We start from the raw sequence: 20,569 nt of genomic DNA, 5'->3' as shown, positions 1-20,569 counted from the left end.
ACAAGCGGACGTGGCTCAGTTGGTAGAGCATCACCTTGCCAAGGTGAGGGTCGCGAGTTCGAATCTCGTCGTCCGCTCGATGTGGGGGATCTTCCCGAACCCTCATATGCACTCCTGGTGGAGTGGCCGAGAGGCGAGGCAACGGCCTGCAAAGCCGTCTACACGGGTTCAAATCCCGTCTCCACCTCCAAGCGCGATTAGCTCAGCGGGAGAGCGCTTCCCTGACACGGAAGAGGTCACTGGTTCAATCCCAGTATCGCGCACGCAGTAACACGAAGTAACCGGTCCCGTAGGGTTTGGGGCCGTTCCCGCGCGATTAGCTCAGCGGGAGAGCGCTTCCCTGACACGGAAGAGGTCACTGGTTCAATCCCAGTATCGCGCACGCAGTACCACGAAGTAACCGGCCCTGTAAGGTTTGGGGCCGTTCCCGCGCGATTAGCTCAGCGGGAGAGCGCTTCCCTGACACGGAAGAGGTCACTGGTTCAATCCCAGTATCGCGCACCACCCGGAACCCCCGGCCTTCTCGAAGGCCGGGGGTTCCGTCGTTCTCCCGTCGTCTCCCCCATGGGCCGGAGACCTCCCCCATGGGCCACAGACGGCCCGAGACGGCCGGCGGACGCAACTGCCGGACACGCAAAAGGCGTTGCCCGATCGGCTCCCCAGCCGATCGGGCAACGCCTCTTACTGCCGTCCGCCGCACCCCCGTCCCCACGGGGCTGTAATGGCCGGATGTCCCGACCCGGTCCGCTCTACCGGGTCCGGGGCGCCGCTCAGCGCCCCAGCATCACGCCCACGGACGACGCTTGTGTGACCACCGCGTCCCAGCCGCCGAAGACGACTACGAGCAGGGCCGCCAGGGGAAGGACCATGGCCGTTGCCACCAGGGGGTGGCGCGGGCCGGAACGGCGGGCACCGAACGCGGTGCTGTAAGCCCTGCGTCCCCGCGTGCGGATGATCGTCCGCGCAGCCGTGTCCGCCATGGTCCTCTCCTGTTCGTTTATGGGTCTGCCTCATGTGTCCGGCCGGCCCCCGCCATGGGGGCGGCCTGACAGCGGCGGGTGTCTGACCTCGGGGGACGAGTGCATCACCCGCCGCTTGACTTCAACACTAGGGATCCTCGGGGCGCCGGACGTCATGCCCTCGTACCGATCTGCGGGCCTCCCAGGGGATGAGCCGTCACCCTCGCGCCTACTCCCCTGGGTGGAGACGGACCCCTATGTCCTGGGGTCTTCCCGGAGGGGTCGGGCCTGCGCTCGGGACTCCGCCTCCCCCGCGCCCTCCCTCGGGACGGGCTGCTCGACCAGGGCGAGCACCCGCGTCGCCATGAAGCGCGCGGTGCGCACGACGGTGCCGCTGCGCGTGACTTCGCTCACTTCGACCACCCCGCGGCGGACCGCCGTCTCGACCCTCCGGCCCGCCCTGCCGGCCACCACTTCATACGTGCGGGTCGTGTCTCCCGCGTCCACCACTATCTCCACCCGGTCACCCTTCATGGACCCAAACCCCCTTCTGCGACGGACCGTTGAGATCTCGCACGGGTCAGCAGCCATGGATCCGCGGCCTGCTGACCACTCTTCAAGTTTCCCACCCGGCACTGACAATCGGTCGGGCCGCGAGGGCGCGGCCTATGAGCACACCGGGCGGCGGGTACGTAAGCTGTGCCCCGTCAACAGGACTGGCAGCGGGGATGAAAATGGCGATGATGCGGCTCCGGCGCGAGGACCCGCGTGTCGTCGGCTCGTTCAGGCTTCACCGGCGGCTCGGCGCGGGCGGCATGGGTGTCGTGTACCTCGGCTCCGACCGGCGCGGGCAGCGGGTGGCGCTCAAGGTGATCCGGCCCGATCTCGCCGAGGACCAGGAGTTCAGGTCACGGTTCGCCCGTGAGGTCTCGGCCGCGCGGCGCATCCGGGGCGGGTGTACGGCTCGGCTGGTCGCCGCCGATCTCGAAGCCGAGCGGCCCTGGTTCGCCACGCAGTACGTGCCCGGACCCTCGCTCCACGACAAGGTCGCCGAGGAGGGCCCGCTGACCGCCGCCGACACCGCGGCGATCGGGGCCGCGCTCTCCGAAGGGCTCGTCGCGGTGCACGAGGCCGGTGTGGTCCACCGCGACCTCAAGCCGTCCAACATCCTGCTCTCCCCCAAGGGGCCCAGGATCATCGACTTCGGCATCGCCTGGGCCACCGGCGCCTCGACGCTCACGCATGTCGGCACGGCCGTCGGCTCGCCCGGCTTCCTCGCGCCCGAGCAGGTCCGTGGCGCGGCGGTCACCCCGGCCACGGACGTCTTCTCGCTCGGCGCGACGCTGGCGTACGCGGCGATGGGCGACTCGCCCTTCGGGCACGGCAGTTCCGAGGTGATGCTCTATCGCGTCGTGCACGAGGAGGCCCAGCTCCGCGGCGTGCCGGACGCGCTGGCCCCGCTGGTCCAGGCGTGCCTGGCGAAGGACCCCGAGGAGCGGCCGAGCACGTTGCAGCTCTCGATGCGGCTGAAGGAGATCGCGGCGCGGGAGGCCCAGGGCGGTCTGCACGCGCAGGCGGCGGATGTGCGGCCGCCGGTGCAGCGGGAGCGGGTGGAGGTCGAGCGGCCCACGGGACGGCTCGACGAGCGGACGCAGCGGTACACCGAGGCGGGGCGGGGGTCCGCGGGCCCCGGGACGTCGGGCGGGCCGCGGTCCGGGGCGCGTCCGGGTGCGCCGCGTACCGCCGGCTCCGGTACGGGTGCGTCCTCCCGGACCGGGAGCTCGCGTACGGGCGGGTCGCGTCCCGGTGCGTCGCGCGGCAACGCGTCGCGGCCCGGGGGGCGGCCGGGCACGCGGCCCGGGGCGCGTACCTCGGGCGGGCTGCGGCCCGCCAACCCCCGGCTGCTGCGGCAGCGGCTCACGGTCTTCGTGCTGGTCACGCTGATCGTGCTGCTGGGTATCGCCGCGGTCAAGCAGTTCTGAGGGAGCGGGGCCGGCTGCGCCTACGCGTGCGTTCGGCGCCGCTTCCGGGTGCCCTTACGGGTGCGGGCCGGTTCGTGGCTGGGCGCGCCGTTCCCCGCGCCCCTGGCGGGGTCGGGGGCTGCACGCCGGAGGGGTTGGGGGGCGCCTCGCGATCCCGGCCGGGTCAGGACGTCGGGCGGCCTGTCGCCACTGCGTAGAAGGCCACCGCCGCTGCCGCGCCCACGTTCAGGGAGTCGACTCCGTGGGCCATCGGGATGCGCACCCACTCGTCGGCCGCCACCAGGGCCTGGCGGGACAGGCCGTCGCCCTCGGCGCCCAGCATGAGGGCCACCTTGTCGAGCTTGTGCGGGGCCGCCTCGTCGATGCTGGAGGCCTTCTCGTCGGGGGTCAGGGCGAGGAGGCGGTAGCCGGCGCCGCGGACCGTCTCCAGGGCCTTGGGCCACGATTCGAGGCGGGCGTACGGGACCGAGAAGACCGCGCCCATCGACACCTTCACCGAGCGGCGGTACAGCGGGTCGGCGCAGTCCGGCGAGAGCAGGACCGCGTCCATGCCCAGCGCCGCCGCGCTGCGGAAGATCGCGCCGATGTTGGTGTGGTCGTTGACCGCTTCCATGACCACCACGCGGCGTGCCGCGGTGAGGAGCTCCTCCGCCTCGGGGAGCGGCTTGCGCTGCATCGAGGCGAGCGCCCCGCGGTGCACGTGGTAGCCCGTGACGCGTTCGGCCAGCTCGGGGCTGACGGCGTACACCGGGGCCGGGAGCTCGTCGATGACGTCCCGCATGACGTCGACCCACTTGGCCGAGAGCAGCATCGAGCGCATCTCGTACCCGGCGTCCTTGGCCCGTCTGATGACCTTCTCGCCCTCCGCGATGAAGAGGCCCTCGGCGGGTTCGCGGCGGCGCCGCAGTTCCACGTCGGTCAGGCCCGTGTAGTCGCGCAGGCGGGGGTCGTCGGGGTCCTCGACGGTGATGAGATCGGCCACGGGGTGATACTGCCTTGTCCTGGGTCGGGTGCCAACGGCTGGGGATCGGATCCCGCCGCCGGCCGGGGCGGGTCGGCTACGGGCGGGAGTTCACCGTCACGACGTCGCCGATGACGATGACCGCCGGCGGCCTGACGTCCTCGGCCCTGACGACCTCGCCGACGCTCTCCAGCGTGGCGTCCACGCGACGCTGAGCGGCCGTGGTGCCCTCCTGGACGAGTGCGACCGCGGTCGAGGGGTTCTTGCCGTGCGCCATGAGCGCCTGCGCGATCGCGCCGATCTTGTCGACGCCCATGAGGATCACCAGGGTGCCGCGCAGCTGGGCCAGCGACTTCCAGTCGACGAGCGAGCGCGGGTCGTCCGGGGCCACATGGCCGCTGACCACCGTGAACTCGTGCGCCACGCCCCGGTGCGTGACCGGGATGCCGGCCGCGCCCGGCACCGAGATGGAGCTGGAGATGCCGGGCACCACCGTGCAGGCGATGCCGGCCTCGGCGAGCGCCTGGAGCTCCTCCATGCCGCGCCCGAAGACGTAGGGGTCGCCGCCCTTGAGCCGCACGACGGCCTTGCCGGCCTTCGCGTGCTCGATCAGCGCGTTGTTGATGGCCTCCTGGGCCATGAAGCGGCCGTACGGGATCTTCGCGGCGTCGATGACCTCGACGTGCGGCGGGAGTTCGTCGAGCAGGTCGCGCGGGCCGAGCCGGTCGGCGATGACCACGTCCGCCTCGGCGAGCAGCCTGCGGCCGCGCACGGTGATCAGATCGGGGTCGCCGGGGCCGCCGCCGACCAGGGCGACGCCCGGGGTGCGGGTGCGCTGCTGCGGGGCGACGAGGGTGCCGTCGCGCAGCCCCTCGACGACCGCGTCGCGGATCGCGGCCGAGCGGCGCGGGTCGGGGGTGTCGGTGGTGAGGACGGCGACGGTCACGCCCTCGGAGCGGCCGGTGGCCGGGGTCCACGCGGTGGCGGCGCTCGCGTCGTCGGAGCGTACGCACCAGACGCGGGAGCGCTCGGCCTCGGCGGAGATCCGCTCGTTGGCCTCGGTGTCGGCGGTGGCGACCAGGGCGTACCAGGTGTCGGCGAGGTCGCCGTCCTGGAAGCGGCGGCGCTCCCAGCGGATCTCGCCCGTGTCGGCCATCGCCTCGACCGAAGGGGTGGCGCTCGGGGAGATCAGCGTGACGTCGGCCCCTGCGGCGATGAGGGCCGGCAGTCGGCGCTGGGCCACCTGGCCGCCGCCGACGACGACGACGCGGCGGCCGGTGAGGCGGAGGCCTACCGGGTACGCGGGGTGTTCGACCATGGTGGCGGGTGCTCCTCGGGCGGGCTTGCGGTGCGATGGGCCGCTGCGGCGGTGAAGCGGCTGGTGGGAGGGGTACGCGCTCCCGCCGACAGCCTAAGGGGCGGGTGCGTGCGGCGGCATGGGCGGGGGCCGGGGTCAGCGCGACCCCGGCCCCCGCTCGTGCCGTCGGGCTACTTCTCGGTGACGCCCGCCGAGTCGAACGTGGCGACCTCGTGCATCGCGCGGGCCGCGCTCTGCACCACCGGCAGGGCGAGCAGCGCGCCGGTGCCCTCGCCGAGCCGCAGGTCGAGGTCGACCAGGGGGCGCAGGCCCAGCTTGTTGAGGGCCGCCACGTGGCCGGGTTCGGCGCTGCGGTGTCCCGCGATGCACGCGGAGAGCACCTCGGGGGCGATCGCGCGGGCGACCAGGGCGGCGGCTCCGGTGCTGACGCCGTCGAGGATCACCGGCGTACGCAGCGACGCGCCGCCGAGCAGGAAGCCGACCAGGGCCGCGTGTTCCAGGCCGCCGATCGCGGCGAGGACGCCGATCGGGTCGGCGGGGTCCGGCTGGTGCAGGTCGAGGGCGCGGCGTACGACGTCGACCTTGCGGGCGTGCGTCTCGTCGTTGATGCCGGTGCCGCGGCCGGTGACCTCGACCGGGTCGACGCCCGTGTAGAGGGAGATGAGGGCGGCCGACACGGTGGTGTTGGCGATGCCCATCTCGCCGGTGAGGAGCGCCTTGTTGCCGGCGGCCACCAGGTCGCGCGCGGTCTCGATGCCGACCTCGATGGCGGCGACGGCTTCCTCGCGGGTCATCGCGGGCCCGGTCGTCATGTCGGCGGTCCCGGCCCGCACCTTGCGGGGCAACAGGCCGGGCGTGGCCGGGAGTTCGGAGGCGACGCCCACGTCGATGACGCAGACCTCGGCGCCGACCTGGTTGGCGAAGGCGTTGCAGACCGCGCCGCCGCCGAGGAAGTTGGCGACCATCTGGCCGGTGACTTCCTGGGGCCAAGGGGTGACGCCCTGGGCGTGCACGCCGTGGTCGCCGGCGAAGATCGCGACGGCGGCCGGCTCCGGGATCGGCGGCGGACACTTGCGGGAGAGCCCGGACAGCTGAGCGGAGATGATCTCCAGCATGCCGAGCGCGCCCGCGGGCTTGGTCATCCGCTTCTGCCGCTCCCAGGCCTCGCCGAGCGCCTTGGCGTCGAGGGGGCGGATGCCCGAGACGGTCTCCTGGAGCAGGTCGTGCGGGTCCTCGCCGGGCAGGGCACGGCGGCCGTACGTCTCCTCGTGGACGACCCAGGACAGCGGACGGCGCTTGGACCAGCCGGCCTGCATCAGCTCGGGCTCGTCGGGGAACTCGTCGACGTAGCCGACGCAGAGGTAGGCGACGACTTCGAGGTGCTCGGGCAGGCCGAGCGCGCGGACCATCTCGCGCTCGTCGAAGAAGGAGACCCAGCCGACACCGAGGCCTTCGGCGCGGGCGGCGAGCCACAGGTTCTCGACCGCGAGGGCGGAGGAGTACGGGGCCATCTGCGGCTGCGTGTAGCGGCCGAGGGTGTGCCGGCCGCCGCGCGTCGGGTCTGCGGTGACCACGATGTTGACGGGCGTTTCGAGGATGGCCTCGATCTTCAGTTCCTTGAACTGCTTGGCTCGGCCCTTGGGCAGCGACTTCGCGTACGCCTCGCGCTGGCGCTGGGCCAGTTCGTGCATGGTGCGGCGGGTCTCCGCGGACCGGATCACCACGAAGTCCCACGGCTGCGAGTGTCCGACGGAGGGCGCGGTGTGGGCCGCCTCCAGGACGCGCAGCAGCACCTCGTGCGGGATGGGGTCGGACCGGAAGCCGTTGCGGATGTCGCGGCGCTCGCGCATGACGCGCAGCACGGCCTCGCGCTCGGCGTCGTCGTACCCGGGGGCGGCGGGCGCCTGCTCGGGGAGGTCGACGGCGTCCGTGAGTTCCTCGGCCTCCTCGCCCTCCGCGGGCGCGGCGACCCGCGCGCTGTCGGCGGCCTCCGGCTCCCGGGGCGCCTCCGGTCCGGCGGCGGGCACGGCCGCTTCGGCCGGGGCCGGCTGCGGCGCGACGACCGCTTCGGGGGCCTCGGGGGCCGGCACGGGGTCGGCCGCCGGGGCTCCGGCCGTGACCGCCTGGTCCTGCTGCGGTACGAGGACGGGCTCGGGCGCCTGGATCTGCTCGGGCACGGCGGCCGGCGCCTCGGCGAGGGGCTCCGCCGTGCCGGGCCGGGCCGGCTGCTCCTCGGCCGGGGCCTGCTGCACGGCCTGCTGCACCGGGACGGCGACATGGGTCGGCGCCTGGTCCGGGGCGACCGCGACGGACTCGGGCTCGGCCACGGCGGCCTGGACGGGCTCGACGGCCACGGGCTGCGGCGCGGCGAACACCTCTGCGGCGACGACGGGCTCGACGGGGAGGGGCTCGGCGGCGACGAGCTCGGTGACGGCCGGGTCCGGCGTCAGGGCCTCGGGTACGGCCTGCTCGGGTACGACCTGTTCGGGCGCGGCCTCGGCCACGGCCTGCTCGGGCACCACGGGCTCGGCGGCGAGCGCTTCGGCGGGCACCTGCGCGGCCTGCGCCGGCCCGGCGACCTGCGCCTCGGCGGCGACGGGCTCGGCGGGGAACCCGGCCACGGCGGGCTCGGCGGGCACCTCGGTCACGGCGGGCGGCTCGGACACGGGCTCCTGCGGCGCCATCGGCTCGGCAGCGCTCGGGCCCACGGGCCCGGCGGGCGCCACCGGCTCCGGCTGTGCGGCCACGACGGGCTCGGGCGCCGGCTGCGGTACGTCCTGCACTCCCTGCGCGGGCGCTTCCTGTACGGGCGCTTCCTGTACGGGGCCGGCCTGCGCCGGGGCGGGCGCGAGGTGGGGGCCGGTCGGGACCGAACCCTCGACGGGCACGAACTGGCCCGCGTGCTGCGGCTGTCCACCCTGCTGCGGCGCCTGCGGGGCGTCCTGCCGTACCGCCTGCTGGGCGACGAGCTGGTCCACGAGGAGCACCGGACGCGCGCCGGGCTGGGCCATCTGCGGGGCCTGCTGCTCGACGGCGTGGGGCGGGACGCCCTGGGCGGCCGCGTGCACCGCGAAGTCCTCGGGGACGACCGTTTCTGCAGGGGCCACCGGCATGTGGAGTGACGTGTGGGGCGCGGAACGCTGCTGAGGCGTCCATGCCATGCCACTCCCGGGCTGCATCTCCGCGAGCTGAGGTGCAGCGGGCTGCGCCGCGGCTTCCTCGCGCGGGATGTCCAGGTATTCGGGACCTGCCGTGGGCGGACCCTGGGTGCGCGTGGGCATCGGGTTCACGGGGGCGCCGGCCGGGCCCCGGTCGGCGAGGGACCGTACGACACCCGCGGAGGCGTCCGGCACCTGCGGGCCGAGGTGGAGCGGGCGGCGGGCCGGCGGGGCGGCGCTCGCGGGGGCCTGCGCGGTGCGGGCGCCGCCGAGGTCGACGGAGCCGGTGTCACGGCCGCCGGTCTCGTGCGCGCCGGGCTCCGCGGCCGGGCCGGGTGCCGGCGGGGCGGCGACGGGGGCGGGCGCCGACTGCGGGTCGATCCAGGCGCCCTGGGCGCCCGGCATCAGGAGCAGGTCGTCGTCGTCCGCGGGGTTGACCGAGCTGTCTGCGGGATCGAGGAAGGTGTAGGCACCGGGAGCGGGGACGCCCGGCTGTTCCACCATGCCTGCGTTCTCCGGCAGTCCCTCGCCCGGGACCTGGCCGGTGTCAGTCATGCGTACCCCTCGCCCATCTGTAGTGCTCCTTCGGCCTGCGGCCCGGGGCCACCCGCGCTCGGCGCGTGCGGCACCCGTCGCTCCATGCGTGCGCCGCGCGATCGCGAACGGCCCGCGGGCGTCAACGACACCATGCATTGTCGCGGGCCTTCGCCGCCGCGGCGGTCAGTCTCGGCCACGGACCGTGTGGGCTGCGCCACGTTGCGCGTCCCCCGGTTGTGCCGTACCGCCGACGGGTCCCAAAGCGGTTCCCTCGTCCGGTCCTTGGCGAGCGGAGCTGCGAACGGCCGGGTGCGGTACAACGATCGGCCAGCCTACCCTCCACGACGCGCCGGAGGAGTCACAGGGATCTTTCTTTCCGCCTTCCGGAAAGCAGGAAGGCGACCGAGCGTTCGCGCTCCGACCAGGCGCTCGTGTCGAGGTCGACCGATTGGAGGAGCGCGCACTCGACGTCGTATCCGCCGGCGCTCAGAACGGCTCCCACGGCCTCCGCCTCGTCCCGGGTGGACGCGTGCGTCACGATGCGCTCCGGCCTGCGATCGGCGCACGCCTCGACGACCGCCGCGCCGCCGCCCCCGATGCGTACGACATCGGGTTCGGGCAGCGACTCCAGGATGTGCGGGGCCTTGCCGCGGACCACTTGGAGCTGCACGCCGAAGCGGCGCGCGGTGGACTCGGCGCGGGAGCAGGCCTCGGCGCGGGTGTCGACGGCGATCACCGCGGCGCCGAACCGGGCCGCCTCCACGGAGAGCGCGCCGCTGCCGCAGCCGATGTCCCAGACGAGGTCGCCGACCCGCGGTCCGAGCCTGGCGAGTTGGGCGGCGCGCAGTTCGGCGGATTCGCCGGAGCCGAGCCCGGCGCCGTACTCGCGGGCGGGCAGCGCCCAGCCGCGCGGCGCCGAGGGGTAGCCGGGGGCGGGTCCGGCGAGCCAGCCCTCGCCCTCGCCGGACGGGCCGCCGCCGAGGACGATGACAACGTTGGGGTCGCGCCAGGCGTGGTCGGCGGCGCTCTCGGAGGTGAGGACGGTGACCTGCTCGCGGTCGCTGCCGAGCTCCTCGCAGATGACGAAGGTGCGGTGGACCCCTTCGAGGAGCAGCGCGAGTTCGGCGGGCCCGGCGCCCGGCGAGGTGAGGACGCCGACCTTCGGGTGGGCGCGGCAGACGTTGACGGCGCGGCGCAGGGTGCGGGGGTGGGCCACGACGAGCTGGGCGTCGTCCCAGGGCATTCCGGCCCTGGCGAAGGCGCCTGCGAGGGCGGAGACGGCGGGCACCACTTCGACTTCGAGGCCGTGCTCGGGGTCCCTGAGCGTGCGGACGACGCCGAAGAACCCGGGGTCGCCGTCGGCGAGGACGACCGCGCTGCCGCGGTGCCCGGCGATGCGCCGGGCGGCCAGGCTCACGCTGCCGAGCCGGATGCGCTCGGCGCCGGCCGGCACCTCGGGGAGCGCGAGGTGGTGGGCGGCGCCGGCCACCAGGGTGGCCGCGGAGAGCGCGGAGGTGGCCGCGGGGGTGAGGGGCGAGCCGTCCCAGCCGATCACCGTGACGCGGTCGGCCATCTTCGTCAGACTCCAGTGGTGTGGCAGGGCGGGGCGGCGGACGGGTGCCGGGCACGTGGGTGCGCCGGGTACGGACTTGAGGGTAGCTCCGGAATTTCCTTCCGGGCGCCGGCCGGGGGGTCAGTTCCAGTCGGTGTAGGAGGCGTACCCGGCGTCGGCGAGCTGTTCGGCGACGCCGTCGAGGTCCTCGGGGAGCAGGCTCCACACGATGAGGTCGGTGCGGATGTCCGTCCAGCCGCCGTCCTCCGTCTGCGTACGCGCTATCCAGGCGTTGCGCAGCACGCCCTCGCTGATGCAGCCGATCTTCTGCGCCACCTGCTGGGACGCGGTGTTGTCGGCTGCGGTGCGCAGTTCGAGGCGCTCGAACCGCTGGTCGCGGAAGAGCCACTGGGCGGCGGCGAGCACGGCCTCGGTGGCGTATCCCTCGCCGCGGGCCCAGGGCGCCACGACGTAGCCGACCTCCGTGGCCAGGGTGCGCCAGTTGGTGTTCTGGAGGTGGACGATGCCGACGAGGCGCTGGGTGAGGAACTCGGTGACCGCCAGAACGATTCCTCGGCCCTCGGTGCGCTCGCGCGGGGCGATGTGGCGGACCCAGTCGTCGGCGTCGCGTGCGGTGTAGGGGTGCGGCACCGCGGTCCAGGCGACCACCTGCTCGTCGTTCATCATCTCGATGAGGGCGGGGGTGTCGGCATCCTCGAAGGGGCGCAGCACGAGGCGGTCCGTGCTGATGGAGATGTCCGGGAAGACCGGAAGGTGGGTAGTCATGTGCCGCTCCATGCCGTGGACCGCCTTGGGGACCGCGCCGGCCCGGGGGCCGCGTTGCCCGTCAACCTGTGAGGACCGTAAAGACACAGCATGCAGCATCGGGCCGCCAGCGCGCATGGCCGGGTGGCCGTAGCGACGAAGGTCCCGGACACCTGGCGGGGTGTCCGGGACCTTCGTCCTGCCGTACGGGCAGGGGCGGTTGACGCCTACTTGGCGGGGCCGAAGGCCGGGACGACGGAGCCCGCGTACTTGTCGGTGATGAACTTCTTGACCTCGTCGGAGTTCAGGAGCTTGGCGAGCTTCTGGACGCGCGGGTCGTTCTCGTTGCCCTGCTTGACGGCGAGGAAGTTGGCGTAGGGGTTGCCGTCGGCCTTCTCCAGGGCGAGGGCGTCCTTGGCGGGCTTGAGGTTCGCCTCGATGGCGTAGTTGCCGTTGATGACGGCGGCGTCCACGTCGTTGAGCGCGCGGGGCAGCGTGGCGGCCTCCAGCTCCTTGAACTTCAGGCCCTTGCTGTCCTTGATGTCGGAGAGCTTGGCCCCGGAGCCGGCGCCGTCCTTCAGGGTGATCAGGCCGTTGGCGGCGAGGAGTTGGAGCGCGCGGCCCTCGTTGGTGGTGTCGTTGGGGACGGCGACGGTCTGCCCGGAGGTGATGTCCTTGAGCGACTTGACCTTGTGCGAGTAGAGGCCGAGCGGCTCCAGCTCCACGTCGACGACGGGCACGATGTGGGTGCCGTTCTTCTTGTTGAAGTCGTCCAGGTAGGGCTTGTGCTGGAAGAAGTTGGCGTCGACCTGGCCCTGCTCGGTGGCGGTGTTGGGCAGGACGTAGTCCGTGAACTCCTTGACTTCCAGCTTGAGTCCGGCCTTGGCCGCCAGGTTGTCCTTGACGAACTTGAGGATGTCGGCGTGCGGCGTCGGGGACGCGGCGACGACGAGCGCCTTGGACTCGTCCGGCTTGCCGCCCGCCTTCGGGTCCGAGGACGAGCCGCAGGCGGTGAGGCCGACGGCGAGCGCGGCGGTGACGACGGCGGCAGCGGTGATCTTGGTGTTCTTACGCACGAAAAGTGCCTCTTTCTGGTGGTGCGGTGTACGCCCGGACAAGGAGTGCGGGCTCGGTGGGTCGCGGTGGTTCAGGAGGTCCGGCCGCGGCGGGCGAGCAGGCGTACGGCGCCGTCGCCGAGCAGCTGGACCACGGTGACGATCACGATCAGGACGGCGACCGTGATGAGCATGAAGGTGGTCTCGAAACGCTGGTAGCCGTAGGTGATGGCGACCGAGCCGAGGCCGCCGCCGCCGACCGCGCCGGCGAGCGCGGAGTAGCCGACGAGGGTGATCACGGTGGTGGTGGTCGCGGAGACCAGCGAGGGGAGCGCCTGCGGGAGCAGCACCTTCCACACGAGGGTGGGGATGCCGCCGCCCATGGACTGGACGGCTTCGACGAGCCCGTGGTCGACCTCGCGCACGGCGGTCTCCACGAGGCGCGCGAAGAACGGGATGGCGCCGATGGAGAGCGGCACGATCATGGCGCTCGGACCGATGAAGGTGCCGACGGCCCAGGTGGTGAACGGGATGAGGGCGATCAGCAGGATGATGAACGGCAGCGAGCGGCCGACGTTCACGATCACGCCGACGACCTTGTTCACCGGGCGGTTCTGAAGCAGTCCGCCCGTGTCGGTGAGGACGAGCAGCACGCCGAGCGGCAGCCCGAGCCCGATGGTCACGAGGGTGGCCCACAGGACCATGTAGAGGCTGTCGTACGTGCCCTGCGACAGCAGCGGCTGCATCTCGGACCAGCTCACTTGGCACCTTCCTTCACCGGGGTGGGCGCCTGGCCGTCGTGCGCGGCGCTGTCGTCCACGACGTCCACCTGGAGGCCCTGCTCGCGCAGGAAGCCGACGGGGACGACGTTCTCCTCGTAGCGGCCCGGCAGTTCGATCCGCATCCGGCCGATCTGCTTGCCCGCGACGGTGTCCATCGCGGCGCCGAGGATCGAGATGTCGATGTTGTACGTCCGCGACAGCTGGGAGATGACCGGCTGGGTGGCGGCGTCTCCGTGGAAGGTGACGTCGATGACGGTGTGCTCGGGGCTGGTGGCCCCGCCGGTGACCGGGAAGAGTTCGGCGGCGAGTTCGGAGCCGGGGGTGGCGAGCAGGTCGTTCACCGTGCCCGACTCGACGATGCGGCCCCGGCGCATCAGGGCGGCCGAGTCGCAGACCGTCTTGACGACGTCCATCTCGTGGGTGATGAGCAGGACGGTGAGGCCGAGCTGCTGGTTGAGGTCGCGCAGGAGCTGGAGGATGGAGCGGGTGGTCTCGGGGTCGAGGGCGCTGGTCGCCTCGTCGGAGAGCAGCACCTTGGGGTCGCCGGCCAGGGCGCGGGCGATGCCGACGCGCTGCTTCTGGCCGCCGGAGAGCTGTGCGGGGTAGGCCTTCGCCTTGTCGGTGAGGCCGACGAGGTCGAGCAGGTCGAGGGCCTTGCGGGAGCGCTCGGCGCCGGAGACGCCGAGGATCTCCAGGGGCAGCTCGATGTTGTCCTGCACGGTGCGCGAGGACAGCAGGTTGAAGTGCTGGAAGACCATGCCGATGCGGGTGCGGGCCCGGCGCAGGTCCTTGCCCGCGCGCCGGCCGCGCCCCGCGAGGGCGGTGAGGTCGACGCCGTCGACGCTCACCGTGCCGGAGGTGGGGCGCTCAAGGAGGTTGACGCAGCGGATGAGAGAGGACTTGCCGGCGCCGCTCTGGCCGATGACGCCGTACACCTCGCCCTCGCGGACGTGCAGGTCGACGCCGTCGAGCGCGGTGATATCTCGTCCGCGCGACTGGTAGACCTTGGTCAGGCCCGTTGTGGTGATCACAGGATTTCCGTCACTGTCGAGTGCGCGGCGCGGGGTATGCCGGGCACGGGGCAAACGTGTTCGGGGCGCGGCTCGGCCCCGTCGGTGGATACCGGGGGGCGCGTGTGCGCGGGGCAGGCCGGATCCGTAGGAGGTGGTACGGAACCGGGCGCGGCCGTCGTGGTCTCGCTTCGGGGCGCGAGGCTCAGGCGGGGGCCCTCAGAAGGCGCACATTCGACACATACAACGAGCACCGGGCGTCATCATCGCCTCGGTCGCAAGGGTGCGGCTGCTCGTCGTGGTCATGTCGCAAGTAAAGCAGAACCGGTCAGGAACGAATCAGGGATGTCCGCATACCGGACGCTCCTGGACCGCCATACGGACGGAGTCATTCCGTCGTCGCGGCCCCCACTCCCCCGCCGTGGCCTGCGGCGACACGGCTGACAGGGCTTCACCGCTGTGTCCCCGGCCGGCCCGCCGGGCCGCCCCTTTGTGGTCAAGGCCACGGTCCGCCTGCCCGGGTGGGGGCGAGCGCATCGGGCCTTTCGGCCCGTAATACCCTCGACCCCATGCTCGATGCCCTGACGGTCGCGGTCACCGCCGCCGCGCTCGCCCTAGCCGCCTGGTGCGGATATGCCGCATACCGGGACCAGGCCACCAAGGACTGGCACTTCATCGGCATGGCCGTGGTCGCCGTCCTCGCGCTGGCCCAGCTGGTCGTCGGGCTCGTCCAGCTCGGCCGCGGCGAGCGGCCCGACCAGGGCGTCGCCATCTTCATCGCGTATCTGGCCGGAGCCTTCGCGGCCGTCCCGGCGGCGGGGTTCCTCTCGCTGTCCGAGCGGACCAAGTGGGGCTCGGTGACGGTGTCGGCGGGCGCCGTGGTGCTCGCCGTGCTCGAAGTGCGTCTCTACGACATCTGGGGAGGCTGACCGTGACCGAGTCCGCCACTGACACCACGCCCGCCGAGAAGATCGGCTCCGGGCCCGGCCGGGTGCTCGTCTGGTTCTACGGCGTGTTCACCGTGGCCGCGGCGTCCCGCTCGATCGTCCAGACGATCCTGGACTTCGGCAAGGCCCCGCTCGCGTACGTCCTGTCCGCGATCGCGGCGTGCGTCTACGGGTTCATCACGTACTCGCTGGTGCGCGGCGGCGAGAAGGCCCGCCGGGCAGCGTTCGTGTGCTGCGCGGCGGAGCTCCTCTTCGTCCTCGTCGTCGGAACCTGGACCCTTGCGGACGCCTCGGCGTTCCCCGACGCCACGGTGTGGTCGGACTACGGCATGGGCTACCTGTTCATCCCGGTGATCCTGCCCGTCCTCGGCATGCTGTGGCTCAGGCGCAACAAGCGCTAGCGGCCCTCACGCGCTGGCCACGAAATTCCGGGCCGCCGCGTCCTTTTCGAGGGTGATGACGGAAAGGCGCGCGCTCACCGGCTCGGTGGCGACGGTCGCGTACCCGTGCCTGCGGTACAGCCGCAGGTTCGACTCGCTGCGGTGGCCGGTGAAGAGCTGGAAGCGCTTGGCGGCGAGCCGCGCCGCGCAGTGGGCCTCCATGGCGTCCAGGAGCCGGCCGCCGAGCCCGTGCCCCTGCATCCGCGGGTGCACGATGAGCTTGCCGATGTGTCCGGTGCCGGAGCTGTCCACCCGGCCCCGCACCGACGCGATGATCTCGTCGCCGAGCCGGGCCACCAGGGCGTATCCGGTGGAGAGTTCGCCCGACAGGTCGTCCAGGGTCTGGGTCAGGGGCTCGATCGCGTAGTCGCCGTAGAGCTCGGCCTCGCTCTGGTAGCACAGGTACTGCAGCTTCATTATCTGCTCGGCATCCTGTACGCCGGCCGCAGAGATGGTCACGCTCATGCCCATGTGTGCATGCCTCTCGCTCAACTGGTCCCCGATTGTCTACCGCTCCTTTCCCCCTCGTTCAGGAGCGGCAACCTCCGCCGCCAGCATTCTGCGCAGGCATCCCAGGCAACGGGAACGCATCGGCCCCAGGCTGCCCTGTGAGATATCCAACTCCCCTGCGATTTCCCGGTAGGTGGGGTCGGCGGGCGAGAGCAGGGCGGTCAGGAGGCGGGGGCAGTTGCCCGGGGTGCGGCCGATCGCCGCGCGCAGCACCCGGCGCCGCTCGGCGCTGATGGCGGCGAGTTCGGGCCCGGGATCCGGGTCGGCCGCACGCTCGCCCGCGTACGGGCTCTCCTGGCGCCGCAGCCACCGGGCCCGGCGCGCCTCGGCCCGCACGGCGGTGCGCACCCAGCGCGCCGGGGTCCGCAGGTCGCCGGGCCGCTGCTCCAACAGCCTGAGCCAGACGGCCTGTTCGAGGTCGGCGGCGTCGATTCCGGTGCCGGAGGCCTCCGCGGCGGCCTCGGCGGCGAGCAGCGGGCTGAGTTCTGCGACGAGATCCATGCCGGGCGGGACGCGCCCGCCGCGGAACGCGGTTTCCACGGAGGGCACTTGTCACTCGTACGGGGTGCCTCTCGGCTACGGGGTGCCTCTCAGCGCCCCCGGAAGTCGGCGGCGGCGAGCAGCGCGGTGTCGGCGTTGTCGGAGAACACCGCGTCGATGCCGGTCGCGAAGTACGTCCGGAAGGCGCCGAACGCGTCGCCGTAGGCGTTGGGGTCGGTGCCGCGCCGGTACTCGGCCGGCAGGAAGGTGTTCTCGTCGCGCATCGTGTACGGGTGCAGGATCAGCCCGCGCGCGTGCGCGTCCCGCACGAGGGTGGTCGGCCGGGTCAGCCTTCCGTCGGCGTCCTTGGGGATGATCAGGTCGAGGGTGGGGCCGATGCCCTGGGCGTACGAGGCGATCCACTTCAGGCCGGCCGGCGTGACGAGGTCGTCCACGGTGCGCGGGTCACCGCTGACGACGAAGTCCCAGGGCCTGGTGCCGGCGTTGGAGAGCAGCACCACCGAGGGGGTGCCGACCAGCTTCGTCAGGCGCTGGATGCTGCTGGGCTCGAAGGACTGGAGGAACTGCGGGGAGTCGGCGCGGTGGCGCCCGTAGCGGCGCAGCAGCGAGGCGACGCGCTCCTCCAGGGGCAGCCCGATGCCGCGGAAGTAGGTGGGGTGCTTGGTCTCGGTGTGCAGCCAGATGCGGCGGCCTAGGCGGCGACCCTGCTCCTGGGCCCAGCGCAGCACCTCCTCGAAGGTGGGCACCGGCCAGCGGCCGTCGTAGAGCGTGTTGTGCTGCCGGTTGCCCGGGATGCGCTCCTTGGCGCGCAGCGTCTTCAGCTCGGCGAGCGTGAAGTCCTCGGTGAACCATCCGGTGACGGCGGTCCCGTCGATGCTCTTGGTGGTCTTGCGGGACGCGAACTCGGGGTGCGCGGAGACGTCGGTGGTGGCCGAGATGTCGTTCTCGTGCCGGCACACCAGATGCCCGTCCTTGGTGGGCACGACGTCCTGCTCGATGACGGTGGCGCCGAGGTCGAGGGCGTGCTGGTAGGAACCGAGGGTGTGCTCGGGCCGGTATCCGGCGGTGCCGCGGTGCCCGATGACGTACGGCACCGGCAGGTCGCGGTAGCCGGCCGGGCCGCCGCCCCGGTTCTGCGCGGCCGAGGCCGGTGCGGCCGAAGCCGGCGCGCCCGCGAGGCCCGTGGCCGCCGTGCCGAGCACGGCCGCGCCCGCCGCTCCCAGCACGGTGCGCCGCCCGTGGCTCATCCGCTCACCTGCAGTCATGAACACTCCTCAGTCGTCCCGGCTGTCGCATCGCACGAGCGTAGGCGGACGGAGCTGAAGAGCGGGATGCTTCAGGGGTACACGGGGGCCAAGGAGGGCCGAACCTGGCGCAAACAAGTGTCAATAACGCGTATCCACTTCATGAACCCGATGTGCGATCAGCCGTGTGCCGCGAGTATCGTCCTCACCTGCACAGACTTCCGACATCCACCCAGACGACCCCGGAGGGCCCGTTGTCCCGCTTCGCGCTCATCAAGGCAGTGCTCGGACCGATCATGCGCCTGATGTTCCGCCCACAGGTGGAAGGCGCCGAGAACATCCCGGGCACCGGTCCAGTCATCCTCGCCGGCAACCACGTGACCTTCATCGACTCGATCGTGCTGCCCATCGTGTGCGACCGGCAGGTGTCCTTCATCGGCAAGGACGAGTACGTCACGGGCAAGGGGCTCAAGGGCCGGCTCATGGCCTGGTTCTTCACCGGCGTCGGCATGGTCCCGGTCGACCGGGACGGCGCGAACGGCGGGGTGGCGGCGCTGATGACCGGCCGTCGCATCCTGGAGAACGGCCAGATGTTCGGCATCTACCCGGAGGGCACCCGCTCCCCCGACGGCCGCCTGTACCGCGGCCGCACGGGCGTCGCACGGCTGACCCTGATGACGGGCGCGCCCGTCGTCCCCTTCGCGATGGTCGGCACGGACAAGCTGCAGCCGGGCGGTGCGGGGATGCCGCGCCCCGGCAAGGTGACGGTGCGGTTCGGCGAGCCGATGGAGTTCTCGCGGTACGAGGGGATGGACCGGGACCGGTACGTGCTGCGGGCCGTGACGGATTCCGTGATGGCGGAGGTCATGCGGCTGTCGGGCCAGGAGTACGTGGACATGTACGCCACCAAGGCCAAGGCGGCCTAGCCCCGCCGCGCCGGGAGCCGGTCGCGCAGTTCCCCGCGCCCCCCCCAGCGGAATGCAGGCCCACCGGCGCTCACCAGCCGAACAGGGTCCGGCGGCCCTCCCCCACGCAGCCAGCCACAACCCCGCCAGGGGCGCGGGGAACTGCGCGACCAGCCACAACGCACCCGCAGCCGAACAACCGGCCCCCGGGCCCCGCCCATCACGCCGCCCGCAGACCGCAACGGGCCGATCGCGCAGTTCCCCGCGCCCCTCAGCGGAACGCAGGCCCACCGGCACTCACAAGCCGAACAAGACCCGGCGGCCCTCACCCGCCAGGGGCTCGGCGCGGGGAACTGCGCGACCAGCCACAACCGACCCGCACCCGACCAACCGGCCCCCAGCGGTCACCGGCACTCACAGCCGGACGGCACCCGGCACCCGGCAGGGTCAGTGTTCGACGGAGTCGGGCAGGTGCTGGCCCCGGAGCAGGAACCACGCCGCCGTCGCCGTGGCGAAGAGGACCACCGCACCCACCCCCGCCGCCGCCTGGAACCCGGACGTGAACGCGTCCCGCGCAGCCGCGAGCATCGCCTGCGCCTGCTCCGCGGGCAGGCCCCCCGCCGCCTCCACCGCCCCGCCCAGCGAATCGTGCGCCTCGGCCGCGATGTCCGCCGGGACCCCGGCCGGCACCTGAAAGCCCCGGTAGATCCCGGTCACCACGGAGCCGAGCAGCGCGATGCCGAGGGCCGCGCCCAGTTCGTACGCCGTCTCCGAGACCGCCGACGCCGCCCCGGCCTGCTCCTTGGGCACGCTGGAGAGGATGACGTCGGCCGTCACCGTGAAGGCGAGCCCCGCGCCGAGGCCGCCCACGAACAGCGCGGCACAGAGCGAGACGACTTCGGTCTCCGCGCCGAGCACCACACACGCCGCCAGCGCGAGCCCGACCGCCGCCAGTCCGCCCGCGACCGCGCCGCGCACCGAGGTCCGCCGGGCGATCGTGCCCGCCGCGAGCCCGGTGCCCACCGCTCCCACCGCCGCGGGCAGTTCGATCAGCCCCGCCTCCAACGGCGAGCGCTGCTGCACCAGTTGGAGGAACTGGGAGAGGAAGAAGACCAGGCCGGACAGGCCGAGAATGGTCAGCAGATCGGCGAGTACGGCCCCGGAGAACCCCCGGTGGTGGAAGAGCCGGATGTCCAGGAGCGGCGAGGCGAGCGTGCGCTGGCGCCGTACGAACCAGACCAGCGCGCCGACACCCACCACGGCCGCGAGCGCGATGTCCCAGCGGAACCCGTTGACCGCGGCCTCCTTCACCGCGTATACGACGGCGACGACGCCGACCAGGGAGAGCCCCACGCTGATGAGGTCCCAGGGCCCCGGGTCGGGGTCGCGCGACTCGGGCAGCAGCTTGATGCCGACGAGGACGAGGACGGCCATGACGGGCAGGTTGATGAGGAAGACCGACCCCCACCAGAAGTTCTCCAGGAGGAATCCGCCGACGACCGGCCCGACCGCCGTACCGGCGGAGGCCGCGGCGCCCCAGATGCCGATGGCGAGGCTGCGCTCCCTCGGGTCGTGGAAGATGTTGCGGATCAGGGCGAGCGTCGACGGCATGAGGGTGGCGCCCGCGACGCCGAGCAGCGCCCGAGCCACGATCATCATCTCGGGGCTCGACGCGTACGCGTTGAGCACGGACACCGCGCCGAAGGCCACGGCACCGGAGAGCAGCAGTTTCTTGCGGCCGATGCGGTCGCCGAGGCTGCCCATGGAGACGAGGAGTCCGGCGATGACGAACGAGTAGACGTCGCCGATCCAGAGCAGCTGGGTGCCGGACGGCTTGAGGTCTTCGCTCAGGAAGGGCGTGGCGAGGCCGAGCACGGTCGCGTCGACCGCGACGAGCAGGACGGCGAGGACGAGTACCGCGAGCGCGAGCCAGCGGCCCATCG

General features: G+C 72.6%; 17 protein-coding genes, 5 tRNA genes and 1 pseudogene. 9 read left to right on the top strand and 14 right to left on the bottom strand.

Annotation, left to right across the window (positions count from 1 at the left end):
• The first annotated feature begins 4 nt into the window (after nucleotides 1-4).
• From OOJ98_RS09565 to OOJ98_RS09545, 5 genes are all read left to right on the top strand, one after another.
• Nucleotides 5-77: transfer RNA gene (locus tag OOJ98_RS09565), tRNA-Gly, on the top strand.
• 39 nt (nucleotides 78-116) lie between these two features.
• Nucleotides 117-190 (top strand) — tRNA-Cys (locus OOJ98_RS09560).
• Nucleotide 191: 1 nt separating this feature from the next.
• Nucleotides 192-263, top strand: a tRNA-Val gene (locus OOJ98_RS09555).
• 47 nt (nucleotides 264-310) lie between these two features.
• Nucleotides 311-382: transfer RNA gene (locus tag OOJ98_RS09550), tRNA-Val, on the top strand.
• A gap of 47 nt (nucleotides 383-429) precedes the next feature.
• Nucleotides 430-504, top strand: a tRNA-Val gene (locus tag OOJ98_RS09545).
• 266 nt (nucleotides 505-770) lie between these two features.
• Here the strand turns inward: OOJ98_RS09545 and OOJ98_RS09540 are convergent.
• Together OOJ98_RS09540 and OOJ98_RS09535 are read right to left on the bottom strand one after the other, a co-directional pair.
• Nucleotides 771-980, bottom strand: coding sequence for a hypothetical protein (locus OOJ98_RS09540; protein WP_267054187.1), 210 nt, complete (start codon nucleotides 978-980; stop codon nucleotides 771-773).
• Nucleotides 981-1,214: 234 nt separating this feature from the next.
• Nucleotides 1,215-1,493, bottom strand: coding sequence for a hypothetical protein (locus tag OOJ98_RS09535; protein ID WP_267054186.1), 279 nt, complete (start codon nucleotides 1,491-1,493; stop codon nucleotides 1,215-1,217).
• Nucleotides 1,494-1,693: 200 nt separating this feature from the next.
• Here OOJ98_RS09535 and OOJ98_RS09530 point away from each other — a divergent pair, with 200 nt between their 5' ends.
• Nucleotides 1,694-2,941 (top strand): serine/threonine-protein kinase, encoded by a 1,248-nt coding sequence (locus OOJ98_RS09530; RefSeq protein ID WP_267055581.1) that lies wholly within the window; start codon nucleotides 1,694-1,696, stop codon nucleotides 2,939-2,941.
• A 163-nt stretch (nucleotides 2,942-3,104) separates the two neighbouring features.
• On the opposite strand, the gene OOJ98_RS09525 is transcribed toward OOJ98_RS09530, so the two are convergent.
• The 8 genes from OOJ98_RS09525 to OOJ98_RS09490 all read right to left on the bottom strand — a co-directional run bounded on the left by OOJ98_RS09525 (nucleotide 3,105) and on the right by OOJ98_RS09490 (nucleotide 14,100).
• Nucleotides 3,105-3,923: an RNA methyltransferase gene (locus tag OOJ98_RS09525; RefSeq protein ID WP_267054185.1), complete on the bottom strand. Its 819-nt coding sequence runs from the start codon at nucleotides 3,921-3,923 to the stop codon at nucleotides 3,105-3,107.
• Between the two features lie 76 nt (nucleotides 3,924-3,999).
• Complete coding sequence (gene cobA / locus OOJ98_RS09520) at nucleotides 4,000-5,220, bottom strand: uroporphyrinogen-III C-methyltransferase (RefSeq protein WP_267054184.1); 1,221 nt, start codon at nucleotides 5,218-5,220, stop codon at nucleotides 4,000-4,002.
• Nucleotides 5,221-5,390: 170 nt separating this feature from the next.
• Nucleotides 5,391-8,933, bottom strand: a complete 3,543-nt coding sequence (cobT, locus tag OOJ98_RS09515; protein WP_267054183.1) for a nicotinate-nucleotide--dimethylbenzimidazole phosphoribosyltransferase — start codon at nucleotides 8,931-8,933, stop codon at nucleotides 5,391-5,393.
• A gap of 340 nt (nucleotides 8,934-9,273) precedes the next feature.
• Nucleotides 9,274-10,488, bottom strand: coding sequence for a precorrin-6y C5,15-methyltransferase (decarboxylating) subunit CbiE (gene cbiE, locus OOJ98_RS09510; protein WP_267054182.1), 1,215 nt, complete (start codon nucleotides 10,486-10,488; stop codon nucleotides 9,274-9,276).
• A gap of 120 nt (nucleotides 10,489-10,608) precedes the next feature.
• On the bottom strand, nucleotides 10,609-11,265 hold the full coding sequence (locus tag OOJ98_RS09505; RefSeq protein ID WP_267054181.1) for a GNAT family N-acetyltransferase: 657 nt from the start codon (nucleotides 11,263-11,265) through the stop codon (nucleotides 10,609-10,611).
• Nucleotides 11,266-11,459: 194 nt separating this feature from the next.
• The gene (locus tag OOJ98_RS09500) at nucleotides 11,460-12,308 is read right to left on the bottom strand and encodes a MetQ/NlpA family ABC transporter substrate-binding protein (RefSeq protein WP_267054180.1); all 849 of its coding nucleotides are present in this window, start codon (nucleotides 12,306-12,308) and stop codon (nucleotides 11,460-11,462) included.
• A gap of 71 nt (nucleotides 12,309-12,379) precedes the next feature.
• Entirely contained in the window at nucleotides 12,380-13,048 is a 669-nt protein-coding gene (locus tag OOJ98_RS09495) for a methionine ABC transporter permease (RefSeq protein WP_267054179.1), read from the bottom strand.
• A complete protein-coding gene (locus tag OOJ98_RS09490) occupies nucleotides 13,045-14,100 on the bottom strand; it encodes a methionine ABC transporter ATP-binding protein (protein WP_267054178.1) in 1,056 nt (351 codons plus the stop codon). Before OOJ98_RS09490 ends, OOJ98_RS09495 begins: the two co-directional genes overlap by 4 nt.
• Nucleotides 14,101-14,648: 548 nt before the next feature.
• On the opposite strand from OOJ98_RS09490, the gene OOJ98_RS09485 reads away from it, so the two are divergent.
• Both OOJ98_RS09485 and OOJ98_RS09480 read left to right on the top strand, forming a co-directional pair.
• Nucleotides 14,649-15,008, top strand: a complete 360-nt coding sequence (locus tag OOJ98_RS09485) for a hypothetical protein (protein ID WP_267054177.1) — start codon at nucleotides 14,649-14,651, stop codon at nucleotides 15,006-15,008.
• Between the two features lie 2 nt (nucleotides 15,009-15,010).
• Nucleotides 15,011-15,427: a hypothetical protein gene (locus OOJ98_RS09480; protein ID WP_267054176.1), complete on the top strand. Its 417-nt coding sequence runs from the start codon at nucleotides 15,011-15,013 to the stop codon at nucleotides 15,425-15,427.
• 6 nt (nucleotides 15,428-15,433) lie between these two features.
• Here OOJ98_RS09480 and OOJ98_RS09475 read toward each other — a convergent pair whose 3' ends face one another.
• From OOJ98_RS09475 to OOJ98_RS09465, 3 genes are all read right to left on the bottom strand, one after another.
• A complete protein-coding gene (locus OOJ98_RS09475; protein WP_267055580.1) occupies nucleotides 15,434-15,937 on the bottom strand; it encodes a GNAT family N-acetyltransferase in 504 nt (167 codons plus the stop codon).
• 36 nt (nucleotides 15,938-15,973) lie between these two features.
• Nucleotides 15,974-16,477 carry a sigma-70 family RNA polymerase sigma factor gene (locus OOJ98_RS09470; protein WP_267055579.1) on the bottom strand — a complete coding sequence of 168 codons (504 nt, stop codon included), beginning with the start codon at nucleotides 16,475-16,477 and terminating at the stop codon, nucleotides 15,974-15,976.
• Between the two features lie 89 nt (nucleotides 16,478-16,566).
• Complete coding sequence (locus OOJ98_RS09465) at nucleotides 16,567-17,742, bottom strand: glycerophosphodiester phosphodiesterase (RefSeq protein ID WP_267054175.1); 1,176 nt, start codon at nucleotides 17,740-17,742, stop codon at nucleotides 16,567-16,569.
• 150 nt (nucleotides 17,743-17,892) lie between these two features.
• On the opposite strand from OOJ98_RS09465, the pseudogene OOJ98_RS09460 reads away from it, so the two are divergent.
• Nucleotides 17,893-18,647, top strand: a pseudogene (locus OOJ98_RS09460) (lysophospholipid acyltransferase family protein).
• Between the two features lie 426 nt (nucleotides 18,648-19,073).
• Here the strand turns inward: OOJ98_RS09460 and OOJ98_RS09455 are convergent.
• A complete protein-coding gene (locus tag OOJ98_RS09455) occupies nucleotides 19,074-20,567 on the bottom strand; it encodes an MFS transporter (RefSeq protein WP_267055578.1) in 1,494 nt (497 codons plus the stop codon).
• Nucleotides 20,568-20,569 lie beyond the last annotated feature (2 nt).

It is taken from the genome of Streptomyces sp. NBC_00083 (assembly GCF_026343295.1).
In the GTDB taxonomy this organism is placed as follows: Bacteria; Actinomycetota; Actinomycetes; order Streptomycetales; family Streptomycetaceae; genus Streptomyces.
This window is presented reverse-complemented; position numbering and strand designations above follow the sequence as displayed.

Coding starts and splice junctions, on each gene's coding strand:
- cbiE (WP_267054182.1), bottom strand. CDS start 10,488: ATGGCCGACCGCGTCACGGTGATCGGCTGGGACGGCTCGCCCCTCACC.
- cobT (WP_267054183.1), bottom strand. CDS start 8,933: ATGACTGACACCGGCCAGGTCCCGGGCGAGGGACTGCCGGAGAACGCA.
- cobA (WP_267054184.1), bottom strand. CDS start 5,220: ATGGTCGAACACCCCGCGTACCCGGTAGGCCTCCGCCTCACCGGCCGC.
- OOJ98_RS09455 (WP_267055578.1), bottom strand. CDS start 20,567: ATGGGCCGCTGGCTCGCGCTCGCGGTACTCGTCCTCGCCGTCCTGCTC.
- OOJ98_RS09470 (WP_267055579.1), bottom strand. CDS start 16,477: ATGGATCTCGTCGCAGAACTCAGCCCGCTGCTCGCCGCCGAGGCCGCC.
- OOJ98_RS09475 (WP_267055580.1), bottom strand. CDS start 15,937: ATGGGCATGAGCGTGACCATCTCTGCGGCCGGCGTACAGGATGCCGAG.
- OOJ98_RS09485 (WP_267054177.1), top strand. CDS start 14,649: ATGCTCGATGCCCTGACGGTCGCGGTCACCGCCGCCGCGCTCGCCCTA.
- OOJ98_RS09465 (WP_267054175.1), bottom strand. CDS start 17,742: ATGACTGCAGGTGAGCGGATGAGCCACGGGCGGCGCACCGTGCTGGGA.
- OOJ98_RS09535 (WP_267054186.1), bottom strand. CDS start 1,493: ATGAAGGGTGACCGGGTGGAGATAGTGGTGGACGCGGGAGACACGACC.
- OOJ98_RS09540 (WP_267054187.1), bottom strand. CDS start 980: ATGGCGGACACGGCTGCGCGGACGATCATCCGCACGCGGGGACGCAGG.
- OOJ98_RS09530 (WP_267055581.1), top strand. CDS start 1,694: ATGGCGATGATGCGGCTCCGGCGCGAGGACCCGCGTGTCGTCGGCTCG.
- OOJ98_RS09505 (WP_267054181.1), bottom strand. CDS start 11,265: ATGGAGCGGCACATGACTACCCACCTTCCGGTCTTCCCGGACATCTCC.